This window comes from Janthinobacterium sp., assembly GCF_031995485.1.
Classification (GTDB): domain Bacteria; phylum Pseudomonadota; class Gammaproteobacteria; order Burkholderiales; family Burkholderiaceae_D; genus Janthinobacterium.
The window spans coordinates 24,679-42,003 of the sequence record NZ_DAMAGB010000005.1 but is presented as its reverse complement, the minus strand read 5'-3'; the positions used below and the strand labels follow the sequence as shown (position 1 = coordinate 42,003).

The 17,325-nt window shown below is 61.3% G+C and carries 11 protein-coding genes and 1 tRNA gene; 8 read left to right on the top strand and 4 right to left on the bottom strand.

Features of this window, described 5'->3' with window-relative positions; genetic code table 11:
• Positions 1-80 precede the first annotated feature (80 nt).
• The 3 genes from ybaL to RTQ46_RS05250 all read right to left on the bottom strand — a co-directional run bounded on the left by ybaL (position 81) and on the right by RTQ46_RS05250 (position 4,764).
• Entirely contained in the window at positions 81-1,790 is a 1,710-nt protein-coding gene (gene ybaL / locus RTQ46_RS05260; RefSeq protein WP_312435062.1) for a YbaL family putative K(+) efflux transporter, read from the bottom strand.
• A gap of 210 nt (positions 1,791-2,000) precedes the next feature.
• Complete coding sequence (locus RTQ46_RS05255; protein WP_312435061.1) at positions 2,001-3,122, bottom strand: beta-ketoacyl-ACP synthase III; 1,122 nt, start codon at positions 3,120-3,122, stop codon at positions 2,001-2,003.
• Between the two features lie 208 nt (positions 3,123-3,330).
• Positions 3,331-4,764, bottom strand: a complete 1,434-nt coding sequence (locus RTQ46_RS05250) for a S41 family peptidase (RefSeq protein ID WP_312435059.1) — start codon at positions 4,762-4,764, stop codon at positions 3,331-3,333.
• Positions 4,765-5,095: 331 nt separating this feature from the next.
• On the opposite strand from RTQ46_RS05250, the gene RTQ46_RS05245 reads away from it, so the two are divergent.
• From RTQ46_RS05245 to RTQ46_RS05230, 4 genes are all read left to right on the top strand, one after another.
• A complete protein-coding gene (locus RTQ46_RS05245; protein WP_312435058.1) occupies positions 5,096-5,671 on the top strand; it encodes a hypothetical protein in 576 nt (191 codons plus the stop codon).
• A 117-nt stretch (positions 5,672-5,788) separates the two neighbouring features.
• The gene (locus RTQ46_RS05240; protein WP_312435056.1) at positions 5,789-7,852 is read left to right on the top strand and encodes a M13-type metalloendopeptidase; all 2,064 of its coding nucleotides are present in this window, start codon (positions 5,789-5,791) and stop codon (positions 7,850-7,852) included.
• Between the two features lie 345 nt (positions 7,853-8,197).
• Positions 8,198-10,213: a M13-type metalloendopeptidase gene (locus RTQ46_RS05235; protein ID WP_312435055.1), complete on the top strand. Its 2,016-nt coding sequence runs from the start codon at positions 8,198-8,200 to the stop codon at positions 10,211-10,213.
• A gap of 214 nt (positions 10,214-10,427) precedes the next feature.
• Positions 10,428-12,341 (top strand): methyl-accepting chemotaxis protein, encoded by a 1,914-nt coding sequence (locus tag RTQ46_RS05230; protein WP_312435054.1) that lies wholly within the window; start codon positions 10,428-10,430, stop codon positions 12,339-12,341.
• Positions 12,342-12,396: 55 nt separating this feature from the next.
• Here the strand turns inward: RTQ46_RS05230 and RTQ46_RS05225 are convergent, their stop codons facing one another.
• The gene (locus tag RTQ46_RS05225; RefSeq protein ID WP_312435052.1) at positions 12,397-12,972 is read right to left on the bottom strand and encodes a c-type cytochrome; all 576 of its coding nucleotides are present in this window, start codon (positions 12,970-12,972) and stop codon (positions 12,397-12,399) included.
• Positions 12,973-13,171: 199 nt separating this feature from the next.
• On the opposite strand from RTQ46_RS05225, the gene RTQ46_RS05220 reads away from it, so the two are divergent.
• The 4 genes from RTQ46_RS05220 (at position 13,172) to RTQ46_RS05205 (ending at position 17,305) form a co-directional block, all read left to right on the top strand.
• Positions 13,172-13,247 (top strand) — tRNA-Arg (locus tag RTQ46_RS05220).
• 269 nt (positions 13,248-13,516) lie between these two features.
• Complete coding sequence (locus RTQ46_RS05215) at positions 13,517-14,029, top strand: hypothetical protein (RefSeq protein WP_312435051.1); 513 nt, start codon at positions 13,517-13,519, stop codon at positions 14,027-14,029.
• A gap of 201 nt (positions 14,030-14,230) precedes the next feature.
• Positions 14,231-15,304 carry an aldose epimerase family protein gene (locus RTQ46_RS05210; RefSeq protein ID WP_312435049.1) on the top strand — a complete coding sequence of 358 codons (1,074 nt, stop codon included), beginning with the start codon at positions 14,231-14,233 and terminating at the stop codon, positions 15,302-15,304.
• 258 nt (positions 15,305-15,562) lie between these two features.
• Positions 15,563-17,305, top strand: a complete 1,743-nt coding sequence (locus RTQ46_RS05205) for an IlvD/Edd family dehydratase (RefSeq protein ID WP_312435048.1) — start codon at positions 15,563-15,565, stop codon at positions 17,303-17,305.
• The last annotated feature ends 20 nt before the right edge of the window (positions 17,306-17,325 follow it).

Genomic DNA, 17,325 nt, shown 5'->3' with positions numbered 1-17,325 from the left:
AACTGTGTTGGCGTTGACCGTGGTGGTGTCGGATTACGCGCGAAGCGCTAATCCGACCTACCCGACCTGCGCTGGCCATGTCAGTGGCCGTGTCCCTTTTTCTCCGAATCAAAACTGTGCAGCACATGGTCGATCATGCCATTGGCCAGCTCGTGTTCGCCGATAAACACCTTGCCCGCGTTTTCCGCGCGCAGCAGTTCGGCTTCTTCCTCGCTGTGGGTACGCACTACCGTCAAAATGCCCGGGTTCAGCGCGCGCGCCGTTTCGATCATGGCGCGCACGTGGAAGGTGTCCGGCGTGGCGATCACCAGCATGGTGGCGTGCGTGATATGGGCCTGGATCAGCACGGCCGGTTCGCCCGCATTGCCGGCCACGGCAGGAATGCCGTCCTTGCGCAGCTGGTCGACGATCTCGCGGTTTTCCTCGGCCACCACGAAATGGATGCCGCGCTCCATCAGTGCTGCCGCAATACGGCGGCCCACGCGGCCGTAGCCGACCAGCACGATCTGGCCCGACAGTTTTTCCTGCGGCACCGTCATCGGCAGTTCGGCCAGCGGATCGTTGGTGCGTTCGAACTTGCGCGCGAAGTCGCTGTTGCCGATCACGCGCAGCAGCGGCTTGGCCATGCTGAACACCACCGGGTTGAGCGCGATCGACAGGATGGCGCCGGCCAGGATCAGGCTTTGCCCTTCCTGCGGCATCAGGCCCAGCGACAGGCCCAGCGCGGCCAGGATAAACGAGAACTCGCCGATCTGCGCCAGGCTGGCCGAGACGATGATGGCGGTCTTGGGCGGATAGCGCAGCGCCATCACCAGCAAAAAGGCGGCGATCGACTTGCCGAAGATAATGATGGCGCACACGGCCAGCACCTGCAGCGGTTTTTCAACCAGTATATTCGGCTCGAACAGCATGCCGACCGAGACAAAGAACAGCACCGCAAACGCGTCGCGCAGCGGCAACGACTCTTCCGCGGCGCGGTGGCTCAGTTCCGATTCGCGCAGCACCATGCCGGCAAAGAACGCACCGAGCGCAAACGACACGCCGAACAGCTTGGTCGAGGCGTAAGCGATACCGACGGCTGCCGCAATCACGCACAGGGTGAACAGTTCGCGCGAACCGGTGCGCGCCACCTGCCACAGGATCCACGGGAACAGCTTGCGTCCCACCACCAGCATGAAGACGATAAAGCCGGCCACCTGGCCCAGCGTGATGGCCAGCGTGCGCCACAGGCTCACTTCTTCGGAGCCGGGCGCCACCGTGCCGCCCAGGGTGCCGGCAAACGCCGGCAGCAGCACCAGCACCAGCACCGTGACCAGGTCTTCCACCACCAGCCAGCCAACGGCAATGCGCCCGTTGAGGGAGTCGAGGATGCCCCGCTCTTCGAGCGCGCGCAGCAGCACCACGGTACTGGCCACCGACAGCGCCAGGCCGAAGATCAGGCCGCCACCGAGGGTCCAGCCCCACAAGTGGGCCAGGCCCATGCCCATCGCCGTGGCGACGCCGATCTGCAGCACCGCGCCGGGCAGCGCGATCTTGCGTACATCCCACAGGTCTTCGATGGAAAAATGCAGGCCGACTCCGAACATCATCAGCATCACCCCGATTTCCGCCAGCTGGCCGGCGATTTCCGCATCGGCCACGAAGCCCGGCGTGGCCGGTCCGATCACGATGCCGGCAGCCAGGTAGCCGACCAGGGCCGGCAATTTCAGGCGGGCGGCGATAAAGCCGAAAACGAGGCCAAACCCGAGGGCGGCGGCGATGGTGGTGATCAGACTGATGTCGTGGGGCATGCGTTATGGGTTCCTTATAGGAAAGGCGGAGGAAAAAGATGTTGCTCAGCGGGTAAGTATAAACGCAACAAAGCTTCAACTGGAAACTTTCCTGGCGCTTTTTTATAAAAAACTTGTGCTGCATCTTCGTCCAGGTGGCCGCGAACTCACACCCATCCACCTGGAACTGCGCCCAATTGCGTCAATCAGGCTTTTTGATTGGAGTCTCGATCAGAGCTTTCTGACGACCACGCAACCGATGGAATAGCCAGCGCCGAACGAGCAGATCACGCCCAGCGCGCCGGACTCCATATCATCTTGATATTTATGGAAGGCAATGATCGAACCGGCCGAGGAGGTATTCGCGTAGGTATCGAGGATCACCGGCGCTTCGCCCGGCTCGGCGTCGCGGCCCAGGATCAGGCGCGCGATCAGCAGGTTCATGTTCAGGTTGGCCTGGTGCAGCCAATAGCGGCGCACTTGCGGCACCTCCACGCCGGCCTTGGCCAGCGTCGCCTTGATCATCTCGGCGGCCATCGGACAGACTTCCTTGAACACCTTGCGGCCCTGCTGGCGGAACAGTTTGTCGGCCTGGCCCACGCCGGACTCGTCGAAACGGTTCAGGAAACCGAAGTTGTTGCGGATGGCGTTCGAAAAGCGCGTTTTCAGTTCCGTGCCGATGATCTCGAACTGGTGTTCGGACACGGCCGTCTCTTTCGCTTCGACGATGATGGCGGTACAGGCGTCGCCGAAAATGAAATGGCTGTCGCGGTCGCGCCAGTTCAGGTGGCCGCTGGTGATTTCCGGATTGAGCACCAGCACGGCGCGCGCCTGGCCGCTCTGCACGGCGGCCACCGCCTGCTGGATGCCGAAGGTGGCCGAGGAGCACGCCACGTTCATGTCGAAACCGTAGCCGTCGATCTCCAGCGCATCCTGCACTTCGACCGCCAGCGCCGGATAGGCGCGCTGCATATTGCTGCAGGCCACCAGCACCATGTCGATATCGGCGGCCGTGCGGCCGGCGCGGGCCAGCGCATCGCGCGCGGCGGCCACCGCCATTTCGGCCTGGATGGAGATCTCGTCATCGGCACGCTCGGGTATGCGCGACACCATGCGCGCCGGATCGAGGATGCCTTCCTTTTCCATCACATAGCGCGACTTGATGCCGGAGGCCTTTTCAATAAACGCCACGCTCGACAGTTCCAGCGCCGTCGCGGTACCGGCGGCAATCGCCTCGGCGTTGTCGGCATTGGTTTTTTCTGCGTAGGCATTGAAGCAGGCGACCAGCTCTTCGTTCGAGATCGAAAATGGCGGCGTGTACAGGCCGGTACCGCTGATGACGACTTGTTTCATGGATAAGCTTTCAAATTGGGCAATCGGCGCGATGCCGATAAGTGAAGCAAATTTTACACAAACAGGGTCGGCTTGAGAGAGTTTCGTTGCGGGGGAGTGGAGATGTGTTGCGTGATCAGGTGGAGGCGCTGGCAAAGATTCAACCCAACGGCAGAGACTGGGGTCGGACCCTCAGGGTCCGACCCCGGCCTTTGGTTCGGGGTAAAAGTTACTTTTCCTTCTTTACCTCCGCCTGCACCACCACCGGCTCCGGCTTGGCCAGCTTGACCGGCAAGCCCTTCAGGTGATTCAGGGCCTGGCTCAGCTGGAAATCATCCTTGCCGCCGAACTCGAGCGGCTTGCGGTTCTTTTCCAGCGCGATCAGGCGCAGCTGCTCTTCCATCTCGTCATTGACGGGGCTGGCCTTGGCGCTTTCCTTGTCGCGGTCGTTGCTCAGATGCTTCTGCAGGTCTGCCTCGCGCATGCGCAGGCTGTTCAGGCCATCGCCTTCGGCCGTTTCATCGACCAGCAGGTCGGGCACGATGCCCCTGGCCTGGATCGAACGGCCCTTCGGCGTGTAGTAGCGGGCCGTGGTCAGTTTCACCGCCGTGTCGGCCGTCAACTGGCGGATGGTCTGCACGGAACCCTTGCCGAAAGTCTGCGTGCCGATAATGGTGGCGCGCTTGTAATCCTGCAGGGCGCCGGCCACGATTTCCGAGGCCGAGGCCGAGCCGGTGTTGACCAGCACCACCAGCGGCACGTCTTTCACGGCGGCAGGCAGTTTCGCCAGTGCATCGCCTTCCGAGCGGAACGCATAGTATTCGGCGCGGCCATAAAACACCTGTTTCGATTCGGCCACCTGGCCGTTGGTGGAAACGATGGCCGCATCCTTGGGCAAAAAGGCGGCCGACACGCCGATGGCGCCTTGCAGCACGCCGCCCGGATCGTTGCGCAGGTCCAGCACCATGCCCTTGATGTGCGGGTCCTGCTGGTACAGCGCGGTGATCTGCGCCGCCAGGTCGTCCACGGTCGGCTCCTGGAATTGCGACACGCGCAGCCAGGCATAGCCCGGTTCGACCATTTTCGACTTGACGCTCTTCTGGTGGATTTCTTCGCGCGTGATGGTAAACGACAGCGGCTGCGGCTCGTCCTGGCGCGCGATGGTCAGGGTGACCTTGGTGCCCGGCTCGCCGCGCATGCGCTTGACGCTGTCTTCCAGGCTGACGCCCTTGACGGGCTGGCCGTCGAGGCGCGTGATCAGGTCGCCCGCCTTGATGCCGGCGCGAAACGCCGGCGAATCCTCGATCGGCGAGACGATGCGGATATAGCCGTCGTCGCTGGCGCCGATTTCGATGCCCAGGCCGACGAACTTGCCTTCCGAGCCTTCGCGCAGCTCGGCATACGCTTTCTTGTCCAGGTAGGCCGAATGCGGGTCGAGCGAGGCAACCATGCCGGAAATGGCTTCCGTCAGCAGCTTCTTGTCCTCCACCGGCTCGACGTAATCGGACTTGATCAGGCCAAATACATCGGCCAGCTGGCGCAGTTCTTCCAGCGGCAGGGCCGGCTCGACATTCTTTTGCGCCATCGCCGAAAACTGCAGCGAGACGGCGATGCCGGCCACCACGCCAAGGCTGATCAAGCCGGTATTTTTGAGTTTGCCCATGAATTTGCGCCTTCGTCCGCATGCGTTGCTGCGGCGCCAGTCCCCATGGAGCGGCGCCAGCTTGAAAGTATAGTCCTGAATCACCGCCGGCGTGGGACGCCTGCATGAAAGCTCAGTGTAGTCGCAAAAAACACCGCGCAGGCTTGCCAAATGTAGCGATTATGTACAACGGTGTAGGGATGCTCTTGAGGGGAGTAAGGATTTGTAAGAGTCGAAAAAAAGGGCGTCGGGCCGCCCTATAGTGAATCCGCATTCTCGACACGAAGTGGTTTGCCTGCGTCTTCGGACGCAGGCTTTTTTTTATCCGGAAATCTTTTATATGACAACCTTGATGATGATCTCCACCGCGCGCCGCCTGGGCGCCGCCATGGTGCTGGCTACAGCGGCCTTGAGCGCTTCGGCCGTGCCGATTGCAGAGATGCGGCTGCAGGACCTGCTGCCGATGGCGCCCGATTTCAAGACCGAACTGAAACTCAATGCCAACCAGCAGATCCTGTGGCAGCAGGTAGAGAATAAAACGCGGCAGCTGCTGCGCGAGCGCCAGTCGCGCCGCGAACGGCTGCAGGCCAGCGTGCAGCAGGCGCTGGCCTCGCCCAACCTGGAACTGCGCGACCTGGTCGGCGGCATGGACAATGAAAGCACGCTCAGCCTGGCAGAAGAAAAGCAGGTGCGCGAATGGTGGCTGGGCGTCAACGATGCGCTCGATGAACGCCAGCGCCAGGCGGTGGCCGTGTTTATCGCCGGCCAGATGGCGCGCGTGATGGATGGCGGCGCGCCGCACGGTGAATCGCGCGGACGCGAAGGCGGCGAGCCCGGCGGTCGCAAGGGCGGCGGCAAAGGGGGCATGGGCGGCATGGGCGCCGGCATGGGGTCTGGCGGCGCGACCATGAATTTCCCGGGCAGTTAAGCTCCTGCGGGGCAGATCAGGATAGTCAAGCCAGGGCTTTGCGTGCTACATTCGTTGACGCGCCCGGCGCGGCGGGCTATCCGCCTGATCTTTTTGACATGCCCCATAAGGACACACGTGAACCGATACCTCCTGAGCAGCCTGACCCTGACCCTGTTGGCTGCGTTTGCCAATGCCGCCGAACCTGCCACTGCCGCCAAGCCGGCCGCAGCCGCCACCGCAGCCGCCACGCCCGTTTCCGGCATCGACGTGCAATATATCGACCCTGCCGTGCGGGTGCAGGACGACTTCTTTACCCACCTCAACGGCAAATGGCTGGCCACCGCTGAAATCCCGGCCGACAAGTCGAGCTGGGGTTCGTTCGCCAAGCTGCGCGACGACACCACGCCGCAGCTGCGCGGCATTATCGAAGCGACCCAGCAGGACAAGAACAAGAAGGCCGGTTCCGAAGCACAGAAGATCGGCGACCTGTACGCCAGCTACATGGATGAAGCCCGCCTCGATGCGCTGGGCGTGAAACCATTGGCAGGCGAGCTGAACCGCATTCGCTCGCTGCGCGACAAGAAGGGCGTGCCGGGCCTGATCGCGCACCTGAGCCAGACCGGCGTCTCGACACCATACGCGATCTACGTGGGCCAGGATGCGCGCGAGTCAACCAAATATGCCGCCTACGTGAGCCAGAGCGGCTTGGGCATGCCGGACCGCGATTACTACCTGGAAGCCAAGCAGGCCGCGGTCAAGGAAAAATACCAGGCGCACGTGGAAAAGATGCTGGCCATGGCCGGCGACAAGAACGCCGCGGCGCATGCCAGGGCCGTGGTGGCGCTGGAAACTTCGCTGGCCGAAGTGCAATGGACCAAGGTCGAGAACCGCGATCCGGTCAAGCGCTACAACAAGACGGCGGTCGCCAAGCTGAACGAGCTGACCCCGGGCTACGACCTGAAAGGCGGCCTGGCCGCGGCCGGCATCGCCAACAAGGTCGACTACGTGATCGTCAACCAGCCAAGCTACCTGGCCGGCTACAGCAAGGTGCTGGCTGCCGCCGACCTCGATACCGTGAAAGCGTATTTCGAGTGGCAACTGCTGCGCGCCTATGCACCGTATCTGTCGAAGAACTTCGTCGATGAAAGCTTCGCCTTCTATGGCACCGTGCTGAGCGGCGTGACCGAAAACCAGCCGCGCTGGAAGCGTGGCGTGGGCGCGGTCGACAGCGTGCTGGGCGAAGCCGTCGGCAAGCTGTACGTGGCGCAATACTTCCCGGCCGAGCGCAAGGAACACATGCAGGGCCTGGTGAAAAACGTGCTGGCCGCCTACAAGGAAAGCATCGACACCTTGGACTGGATGAGCCCGGAAACCAAGAAAGAGGCGCAAGCCAAGCTGGCCAAGTTCACGCCGAAGATCGCCTACCCGAACAAGTGGCGCGATTACGCGAAGCTGCAGATCGCCTCCGGCGACCTGGCCGGCAACATGATGCGCGCGGCCAATTTTGCCTCGGCACGGCAGTTGGCCAAGCTGGGCAAGCCGATCGACCGCGAAGAGTGGGGCATGACGCCGCAAACGGTGAACGCCTACTACAGCTCGACCATGAACGAAATCGTCTTCCCCGCTTCGATTCTGCAGCCGCCGTTCTTTGACGCCAATGCCGACGACGCCGTCAACTATGGCGCCATCGGCGCCGTGATCGGCCATGAAATCAGCCACGGCTTTGACGACAAGGGCAGCCAGTCCGATGGCGACGGCAACCTGCGCGACTGGTGGACCGCCGAAGACCGCAAGAACTTCGCCGCCAAGACCGACGCGCTGACCAAGCAGTACGACGGCTACAGCCCATTGCCGGGCTATAACGTCAACGGCGCGCTGACCCTGGGCGAAAACATTGCGGATAATTCCGGCGTGGCGATCGCCTACAAGGCCTATAAAATCTCGCTGGGCGGCAAGCCGGCGCCCGTGATCGACGGCTTGACCGGCGACCAGCGCTTCTACATGGGCTTTGGCCAGGTCTGGCGCAGCAAGATGCGCGAAGCCCAGCAGATCGTGCAGATCAAGACCGATCCCCATTCGCCGGGCCAGTACCGCGCCAACGGCACCATGGTCAACCAGCCCGGCTTCTATGAAGCGTTCGGTGTGAAACCGGGCGATAAGATGTATGTGGCGCCGGAAAACCGCGTGATTATCTGGTAAGCGTCATTTTGTCGGCTTACGCCCTGCGGGCTAACCCGGCCTACGTGCGTGATGTGTTCAATTGTGGAGCATCGTAGGTCGGATTAGCGCTTGCGCGTAATCCGACATTCACCACCAGCAATATCGAGCGTCATGTTGCAACAACAAAAAAGACCAACGCGCGTGGTCTTTTTTGCATTCCCCCGCAAAGTTTTTTATACCGTTTCCACCGGTATGCTACAGTCGAAAACCGGGCCAGAAGCCTAGGGCGTTCTGACCCTTCTATTCCACACAATACAAGGACCCTCCGTGAATCGACATTTGTTAAGTGCATTGACCCTGAGTTTGTTGGCTGGCGTATTGGGCATGGCCAATGCTGCTGATGTAAACAAGAAAGCTGTTCCGGCCGCCACTGCCGCCGCGCCAGCGGGCCTCGCTTCCGGCATCGCCGTCGAATACATCGACCCGGCCGTGCGCGCCCAGGACGATCTGTTCCAGCATCTGAACGGCAAATGGCTGGCCGAAACCGTGATTCCTGCCGACAAGTCGAGCTGGGGCAGTTTCGCCAAGCTGGCCGATGACACGCAAACGCAACTGCGCGGCATCGTCGAAGGCGCGGCCGCCGACAAGGCCCGCGCCCCGGGTTCCAACGCACAAAAGATCGGCGATTTCTATAACAGCTTCATGGACGAAGCCAAGCTGGAAAGCCTGGGCCTGACGCCATTGAACGCCGAGCTGGCAAAGATCGCCGCGCTGCAGGACAAAAAAGAACTGCCGGCCGTGATTGCGCACTTCAGCAAGCTGGGCGTGACCTCGCCCTATGACTTCGGCATCCACCAGGACGCCAAGGATTCGACCAAATACGTGGCCGACATCGTGCAAAGCGGCCTGGGCCTGCCTGACCGCGACTACTACCTGGAAGCGGGCAAGGCCGAGACCCTGGCCAAGTACACGGCCCATGTGGAAAAAATGCTGAGCCTGGCCGGCGACAAGAACGCTGCCGCCAATGCGAAGGCCATCGTGGCGCTGGAAACGGAACTGGCGCGCGTGCAGTGGAGCAATGTGCAGAACCGCGATCCCGTCAAAACCTACAACAAGGTGGAACTGGCGAAACTGGCCGAAGTGGCGCCAGGCTACGACTGGAACCGCTACCTGGCCGACACCGGCATCGCCGGCAAGACCACCTATGTGATCGTCAGCCAGCCCAGCTACCTGAAAGGTTTTGCCGAGATTGCCGAGAAGACCCCGCTCGACACCTGGAAAGCGTATTTCCAGTGGCACTTGCTGCACGCGCATGCGGCCTACCTGCCGAAAGCCTATGTCGATGAAAACTTCGCGTTCTACGGCACCACCCTGACGGGCGTGACGGAAATGCGTCCGCGCTGGAAGCGTGGCGTGGGCGCCGTCGAAGGCGCGCTGGGCGAAGCCGTCGGCCAGCTGTACGTGGAACAGTATTTCCCGGCCGACCGCAAGGCGCGCATGGAAGCGCTGGTGAAAAACCTGATGACGGCCTACAAGCAGAGCATCGACAAGCTGGACTGGATGAGCCCGGTCACCAAGAAACAGGCGCAAACCAAGCTGGCCAAGTTCACCACCAAGATCGGCTATCCGAACAAATGGCGCGATTACTCCAGCCTGACCGTGGCGCCGGACGACCTGATCGGCAATATCCAGCGTTCGCACCTGGTCAACTACACGCGCGAACTCAATAAACTGGGCCAGCCGATCGACCGCGACGAGTGGGGCATGACGCCGCAGACCGTAAACGCCTATTACAACCCGGAAATGAACGAAATCGTCTTCCCGGCCGCCATCCTGCAAGCGCCGTTCTTCGACGCCAATGCGGACGACGCCGTCAACTACGGCGCCATCGGCGGCGTGATCGGCCATGAAATCAGCCACGGCTTCGACGACCAGGGCGCCCAGTACGACGGCGACGGCAATCTGCGCGACTGGTGGACCAAGGCCGACCACAAAAACTTCGCGGCCAAGACCCAGCAGCTGGTCAAGCAGTACAACAGCTTCAGCCCCGTCAAGGACAACTACGTCAATGGCGAGCTGACCCTGGGCGAAAACATTGCGGACAACTCGGGCGTGGCGATCGCCTACAAGGCCTACAAATTGTCGCTGAATGGCAAGAAAGCGCCGGTCATCGATGGTTTTACCGGCGAGCAGCGTTTCTATGCCGGCTTTGCCCAGGTATGGCGCATGAAGATGCGCGAAGCGCAGCAACTGGTGCTGCTGAAAACCGACCCGCATTCGCCAGGCCAGTTCCGCGCCAACGGCACCATGCGCAACCAGCCGGGCTTCTACCAGGCGTTTGACGTGAAACCGGGCGACAAGATGTACCTGCCGCCAAAAGACCGCGTCATCATGTGGTAATCCCCGCGTTGTAGTCTCCGTAAAGCCGTCCCGCTGACACCAGCCGGGCGGCTTTTTTCATGCCGTATGGCCAAGTGCACAGTCCTGATTTTTCTGGCAAGTTTGCCTTTTTGCGGATTGACTTTGATTGTTGCAAAGAATATACATTGCAGCAGGCTCAGCGTCGCATCGTACGGCGCCGACAACCATCATTACCAGCTTAAAGAGGCATATCGTGGAAAACCTGTTGCGTACCAGCCAGGCGCGTTTTACCGCCTTGTTCAGCCTGATTTTCCTGCTGCTGCTGGGGCTGACCCTGGCAGTGATTCATTTTTTTGTCACGCCCGACCTGAAGCGCACCGAGTCGCTGGTGGTGGCCTCCAGCGTCAACGCCATCGCCACCCGCATCGCCGAGCAGCTGCGCCAGGTCGAGGCGCAGTCGCGCAGCATCACGCAGACCATCCCGCTGCTCGACAGCGCCACCATCGACGTCGTGCTGCCCGGCCTGGTCGACCAGTATTCCGACCCGAACGTGTTTGGCGGCGGCATCTGGCCGCTGCCGAACCAGCGCGAACCGGGACGCGAAAAATTTTCCACCTTTGTCGCGCGTGATGCCAGCAACAAGCTGGTCTTCAACACGCACTGGAATTCGCCCGAGTCGCTGAAATATTTCGAGCAGAGCTGGTTCCTCGGCGGCCTCAAATCCCCGCGCGGCCATTGCACCTGGGCCAAGGCCTACCAGGACGACGCCAGCCCGCAGCCGCGCACCAATTGCGCGATGCCGATCTACAAGGGCGACCAGCTGTTCGGCGTGTCGACCATCGACGTCACGCTGGGCTTTTTCAACCGCCTGGTGGCCGACATGGAACAAAGCATGCATGGCCAGATCCTGATCGTCGAGCGCGACGGCAAGATCGTCAGCAACAGCACCTATATCAAGAGCGAGATCGTGCTGAAAAAAGTCACCGACCTGGCCAGCACCTCGCCGATGGCGGCCGAACTGGCGCGCCTGCTGCCCACGCTGGGCAAGGAAACCAGCTTCGAATCGGATTACGACAGCAACGGCGAAGCGCACAGCCTGCTGGTCACCGCCATCCCGGGCAGCCCGTGGCTGCTGGCTACTTCCTTGCCGACCAGCACGCTGACCCAGCAAAGCCGCCGCATCCTGGGCAAGCTGGGCGCCGTGCAAATCCCGGTCGCCATTTTGCTGTTCGTCATGTGCGTGGGCGGCATCCGCGTTTTCATGGGGCGCCTGTCGGGCCTGAAAGACAATATCGATGCGCTGTCGGCCGGCGACGCCGACCTGAGCCGCCGCCTGCCGGCCGGTGGCGGCAGCGAGTTCGATGCGGTGGCCACCAGCTTCAACGGTTTTATCGCCCGCCTGCAAACCATGATCGGCGAGATCGGCCGCAGCACCGGCTCGATCGCGCTGGCCTCGCGCGAGATTGCCAGCGGCAACCAGGACTTGTCGGCGCGCACCGAAAGCCAGGCCAGCGCGCTGGAACAGACCGCCTCGTCGATGGAAGAGCTGACCAGCACCGTCAAGCAGAACGTCAACAGCGGCACCGAGGCCAACCGGCTGGCGCTGGACGCGTCGAAAGTAGCCGCGCAGGGTGGCGCGGTAGTGGCGCAGGTGGTGCAGACCATGGGCGCGATCGAAGCGTCGTCGAGGAAAATCGTCGACATCATCAGCGTCATCGACGGCATCGCCTTCCAGACCAATATCCTGGCGCTGAACGCGGCAGTGGAAGCGGCGCGCGCGGGCGAGCAGGGCAGGGGCTTTGCCGTGGTCGCTTCGGAAGTGCGCAATCTCGCGCAACGTTCCGCCGCCGCAGCAAAGGAAATCGGCGCGCTGATCGCCGAATCGGTGCAGAACGTCGACGCCGGCAGCAAGCTGGTCAGCCAGGCCGGCGCCACCATGACCGAGATCGTCGCCGGGACCGACAAGGTGGCCGGCATCCTCGGCGAAATCATGCTGGCCAGCCAGGAACAGGATATCGGCATCGGCCAGGTCAACCAGGCCATCGCCCAGCTCGACGACGCCACCCAGCAGAACGCCGCGCTGGTCGAGCAGGCCGCCGCCGCCGCTCATTCGATGCAGGAACAGGCGGGCAAACTGGAACAGATCGTCTCCGCGTTCAAGTTGTAGGGACGAAAAAAAACCACCGGCAAGCGTCGGTGGTTTTTTCCTGAATCGGCGCTGCTTATTTTGCTGGCGCCGGGGTGGCTGCCGGATCCGCCGCTGCGGCGCCATCGGCCGCTGCCGCCGGCGCCGGCACTTCCGGCTCCTTGAACTTGCCGCCCGACGCATTGGCGATATACACCACGGCGCGCGCCACTTCCACGTCATCCAGGTCCGGATTGCCGCCCTTGGCCGGCATCGCGCGCAAGCCTTCGATCGCGTGCTTCACGACCGTTTCGTAGCCCTGCGCAATGCGCGCCGACCACGCGCCCGCATCGCCAAACTTCGGCGCGCCCGCCACGCCCGCACCGTGGCAGGCCACGCAGGTCGAGGTATAGATCGCTTCGCCGGTCTGCAGCACTTTCGGGCCGCTGGCATCCTTGAAGGTATAGCCGGCGTTGGCCACCGGACTCAGGCGGTCCGCGATGGCGTCCGCCGTCTGGCTGTCCGAACCCGCGCCGGTCAGCTTCTGGGCCGTGACGAACTGGACCAGCAGGATGATGCCGATGACGGTGACGAGGAAAAAGCCGGCAACTGCGGCTATCAATTGTTTAGGCGTTTTGATCGCTGATTGTTGTTCGTTATGTGCGTCGCTCATGATGTCCTTAGTCCAGATTTGAAGCTGATGGCCGTGTAAGTTGGCATTTTTACATGCCTTGATGCAAACCTTTATAAAGCTTGTGATTATAGGCACAAAAATTGAGCAGTGACATGCAATTGCCGTTCATACGACAGTTTTCGTAGACGCAGGTAAAGAAAAACGGTATCCTTCGCTTCACTTCAGAAATTCCCCCTACGCGGCTGTAGCTCAGTGGATAGAGTATTGGCCTCCGAAGCCAAGGGTCGTGGGTTCGATCCCCGCCAGCCGCACCAAGATTTTCCTCCCCGTTCTCAGCGATATTCCCATTCTGGCGCTTCAACTGCCAACCTGGTTACGTTCCGCTTTCCTGGCGCCGTGCTGACACTTTTCCAACGCACCCTACTTTTGATTGGGGCATTCTGCCGCAACACCGATGCTGGTGCAGGCAAATGAAATTTGTTATTCTATGGCAATATTTTTATATTAAGACAAAAATATCATTGCACAGCACGCGAAAGAAAGTTTTTCCGTTTGCTTGAATAACCTATTCAGAAAGAAAACAATGCGTTTGAAATTATTATTGATGGCTGCTGCCAGTGCATTGCTGGCCGCTTGTGGCGGTGGCGGATCGTCCGGCAATTCGGGTGAGCCGGTTGTCATTACTCAGCCTGCACCCCCCGATCCTATTGGAGGATTTACCTTTGCCCGCAATAGAGATTTTTTTGCGCTAGCCCAGCAGCAGGCGCTTGACCTGGTCGCACAGCCAGTTGTTGAGATAGTCGGAACCACAAGTAGTACTGAACCCTTTCATTACGCGACCAGAACGGGCGGCGGCATGCTGCAGGCGACGTGTGAAACACGCAGCAGTTGCTCCAAAACTTACGACGCGCAATTTTTGCGTCTGGAATTGAGCGACAGCAGCCAGTTACGTTTCTGCAATGGTTTTCCTGGTACCGTCGGTGCGAATGACGTGATGATTTGCGTCGATTCCAGGCCATTCAGCGACGTCGTATTGAGTGCATATTTAACCGACGGTAGAGTGCTCAAGAAAACCCTGCACTACAAACCAGCCTGATTATGTCCCTTTTATCCGCAAGCCATTTTTTTGCACTGGCTTGCGGCGCAACGCCTTTAATCCGCCTTTACTGGCGGGCACCATACGAAAACCGGTATCGCACCGCTGGAAAAAAAGATTGGTGCAACGCTTCTCCAGGCTCTAACATCAGGGCGCCGGCCCGCATGCGCCCATAAAAAATCCAACGGAGACCATCTGCCCATGAGTAACGAAGCCCTTGCCCTGTCCGTCAGTGCCGCGCCGTTTGGCGTTTTGCCGGGCGGTAGCCCCGTCACCGCCTATACGCTCGCCAACCGCAACGGCATGCGGGTCAAAGTGCTCGATTTTGGCGCCATTATCAGCGAAATTCATGTGCCGGACCGCGACGGCGTGCTGGCCGATGTGGTGCTGGGTTTTGACCGTATCGAACCGTACTTGGCCAATTCGGCCTTTCTTGGCGCGCTGATCGGGCGCTTCGGCAACCGGATCGCCAAGGGGCAGTTCAGCCTTGATGGCAAGGACTACCAGCTGGCCGTCAACAATGCGCCGAATCACCTGCATGGTGGAATTCAAGGGTTTCACCAGGTGCTGTGGCAGGCGGCGCCGTTCCAGAACGAGGAGGCGGTCGGCATCACGTTTACCCGCAGCAGCCCGGATGGCGAGGATGGGTATCCGGGCAAGCTCGATGTGACGGTGGTGTATGAACTCAACAACGACAATGCCCTGACCCTGCGCTATCACGCTGTCACCAACCAGGCCACGCCCGTCAATCTGACCAACCACAGCTATTTCAACCTGGCAGGGCACGGCGATATCCTGGGGCACGAGCTGATGATCAATGCGGACCGCTATACGCCGGTCGATGCAGGATCGATTCCGCTCGGCGAACTGGCGGAGGTGGCCGGCACGCCGTTCGACCTGCGCGCGCCGGTGGCGATCGGTGCCGGTATCGATAGCGAGCACGCACAGATTGCCATCGGGCGCGGTTACGATCATAACTTCGTGCTCAATAAACAGGCAGGAGAATCGCTGAGCCTGGCTGCGGTGGCGCGCGAGCCGCAGTCGGGGCGCGTGATGCAGGTGTATACAGAGGAGCCGGGCGTGCAGTTTTATTCGGGCAATTTCCTCGATGGCAGCCAGCAGGGCAAGGGGCGCGCCAACAGTTATCGCGGCGCGTTCTGCCTGGAGACCCAGCATTTTCCGGATTCTCCCAATCATGCGCATTTCCCAAGCAGTATTTTGCGGCCGGGGGAGGTGTATCGGACGCAGACCATCTATCGGTTTTCGGTGGAGTAGCACGTAACCCCAAACGCAAGTTCCGGGGTCGGACCCTCAGGGTCCGACCCCAGCCATTCAGCGGGTTCGTTTTCATTCAGACATGCAACGCCCTGCCGCCACCCGGTCGCAGGGCGTTCTTGTTCCTGTTATCGATATTCGTTTTGGTATCGGAACGCTATAAAAATTGATTGGAAAGGCATGGCGTGATTCTTTAGTATCGCCACATCGCTGCCCGGGGCGCTGGATTGTCGGGCATGGCACACACAGGAGAATGGCATGTCTGACACAAAAAAGAAGGTAACCCTGCGCTCGGCGGAGTGGTTCGGTTCCCAGGACAAGAACGGTTTCATGTATCGCAGCTGGATGAAGAACCAGGGTATCCCGGATCATGAATTCCAGGGCAAACCGATCATCGGCATCTGCAATACATGGTCCGAACTGACGCCGTGCAATGCGCACTTTCGCAAGCTGGCCGAGCACGTCAAGCGCGGCATCCTGGAGGCGGGCGGCTTTCCGGTCGAATTTCCCGTGTTCTCGAACGGCGAATCGAACCTGCGTCCGACCGCGATGCTGACGCGTAACCTGGCGTCGATCGACGTCGAGGAATCGATCCGCGGCAATCCGATGGACGGCGTGGTGCTGCTGGTCGGTTGCGACAAGACGACGCCGGCGCTGCTGATGGGTGCCGCCTCGGTCGATATTCCGACCATCGTCGTGACCGGTGGCCCGATGCTGAACGGCAAACTCAATGGCAAGAACATCGGTTCCGGCACGGCCGTGTGGCAGCTGCACGAGCAGGTCAAGGGCGGCGAAATTTCGATGCACGAATTCCTGGCCGCCGAAGCGGGCCACTCGCGTTCGGCCGGTACCTGCAACACCATGGGCACCGCGTCGACCATGGCCTGCATGGCCGAGTCCCTGGGCACCTCGCTGCCGCACAATGCGGCCATTCCCGCGGTCGACGCGCGCCGCTATGTGCTGGCGCATATGTCGGGCATCCGCATCGTCGAGATGGTCAACGAAGACCTGAAGCTGTCGAAAATCCTGACCAAGGAAAATTTTGAAAACGCGATTCGCGTCAACGCCGCCATCGGCGGCTCGACCAATGCCGTGATCCACCTGAAAGCGATTGCCGGCCGCATCGGCGTGGACTTGGAACTGGAAGACTGGACCCGCGTGGGCCGCGGCATGCCGACCATCGTCGACCTGCTGCCATCGGGCCGCTTCCTGATGGAAGAGTTTTACTATGCGGGCGGCTTGCCGGCCGTGATCCGCCGCATGGGCGACGGCAACCTGCTGCCCAACCCGGATGCGCTGACCGTCAACGGCAAGTCGCTGTGGGATAACTGCAAGGATGCGCCGATCTACGACGATGAAGTGGTACGCACGCTGGACAATCCGCTGTTGAAAGACGGCGGCATCTGCATCCTGCGCGGCAACCTGGCGCCGCGCGGCGCCGTGCTGAAACCGTCGGCCGCCACGCCGGCGCTGATGCAGCACCGCGGCAAGGCCGTGGTATTCGAAGACTTCGAGCACTACAAATCGCGCATCATGGACCCGGACCTGGAAGTGGACAAGGATTCGGTGCTGGTGATGAAGAACTGCGGCCCGAAAGGCTATCCGGGCATGGCCGAAGTGGGCAACATGGGCCTGCCGCCGAAACTGCTGGCCGCCGGCGTGAAGGACATGGTGCGCATTTCGGACGCGCGCATGAGCGGCACCGCCTACGGCACCGTGGTGCTGCACGTGGCGCCCGAAGCGATGGCCGGCGGCCCGCTGGGCATCGTGCAGGACGGCGACTGGATCACGCTCGATTGCGCCGGCGGCCTGCTGAACCTGGACATCACCGACGAAGAAATGGCGGCGCGCCAGGCCGTGCGCGTGCGTGGCAGCGCGCCGGGGCCGAAGACCGGCTACCAGCAGCTGTATATCGAACACGTGCTGCAGGCCGATGAAGGCTGCGACTTCGACTTCCTGGTCGGCCCGCGCGGTTCGGCCGTGCCACGCCATTCACACTAAGCATACTGAGCGAGAGACAC

Excerpts from the sequence above, each read along its gene's own strand:
- RTQ46_RS05250 (WP_312435059.1), bottom strand. The coding sequence starts at position 4,764 with ATGGGCAAACTCAAAAATACCGGCTTGATCAGCCTTGGCGTGGTGGCC.
- RTQ46_RS05225 (WP_312435052.1), bottom strand. The coding sequence starts at position 12,972 with ATGAGCGACGCACATAACGAACAACAATCAGCGATCAAAACGCCTAAA.
- RTQ46_RS05215 (WP_312435051.1), top strand. The coding sequence starts at position 13,517 with ATGCGTTTGAAATTATTATTGATGGCTGCTGCCAGTGCATTGCTGGCC.
- RTQ46_RS05245 (WP_312435058.1), top strand. The coding sequence starts at position 5,096 with ATGATGATCTCCACCGCGCGCCGCCTGGGCGCCGCCATGGTGCTGGCT.
- RTQ46_RS05255 (WP_312435061.1), bottom strand. The coding sequence starts at position 3,122 with ATGAAACAAGTCGTCATCAGCGGTACCGGCCTGTACACGCCGCCATTT.
- ybaL (WP_312435062.1), bottom strand. The coding sequence starts at position 1,790 with ATGCCCCACGACATCAGTCTGATCACCACCATCGCCGCCGCCCTCGGG.
- RTQ46_RS05210 (WP_312435049.1), top strand. The coding sequence starts at position 14,231 with ATGAGTAACGAAGCCCTTGCCCTGTCCGTCAGTGCCGCGCCGTTTGGC.
- RTQ46_RS05205 (WP_312435048.1), top strand. The coding sequence starts at position 15,563 with ATGTCTGACACAAAAAAGAAGGTAACCCTGCGCTCGGCGGAGTGGTTC.
- RTQ46_RS05235 (WP_312435055.1), top strand. The coding sequence starts at position 8,198 with ATGGCCAATGCTGCTGATGTAAACAAGAAAGCTGTTCCGGCCGCCACT.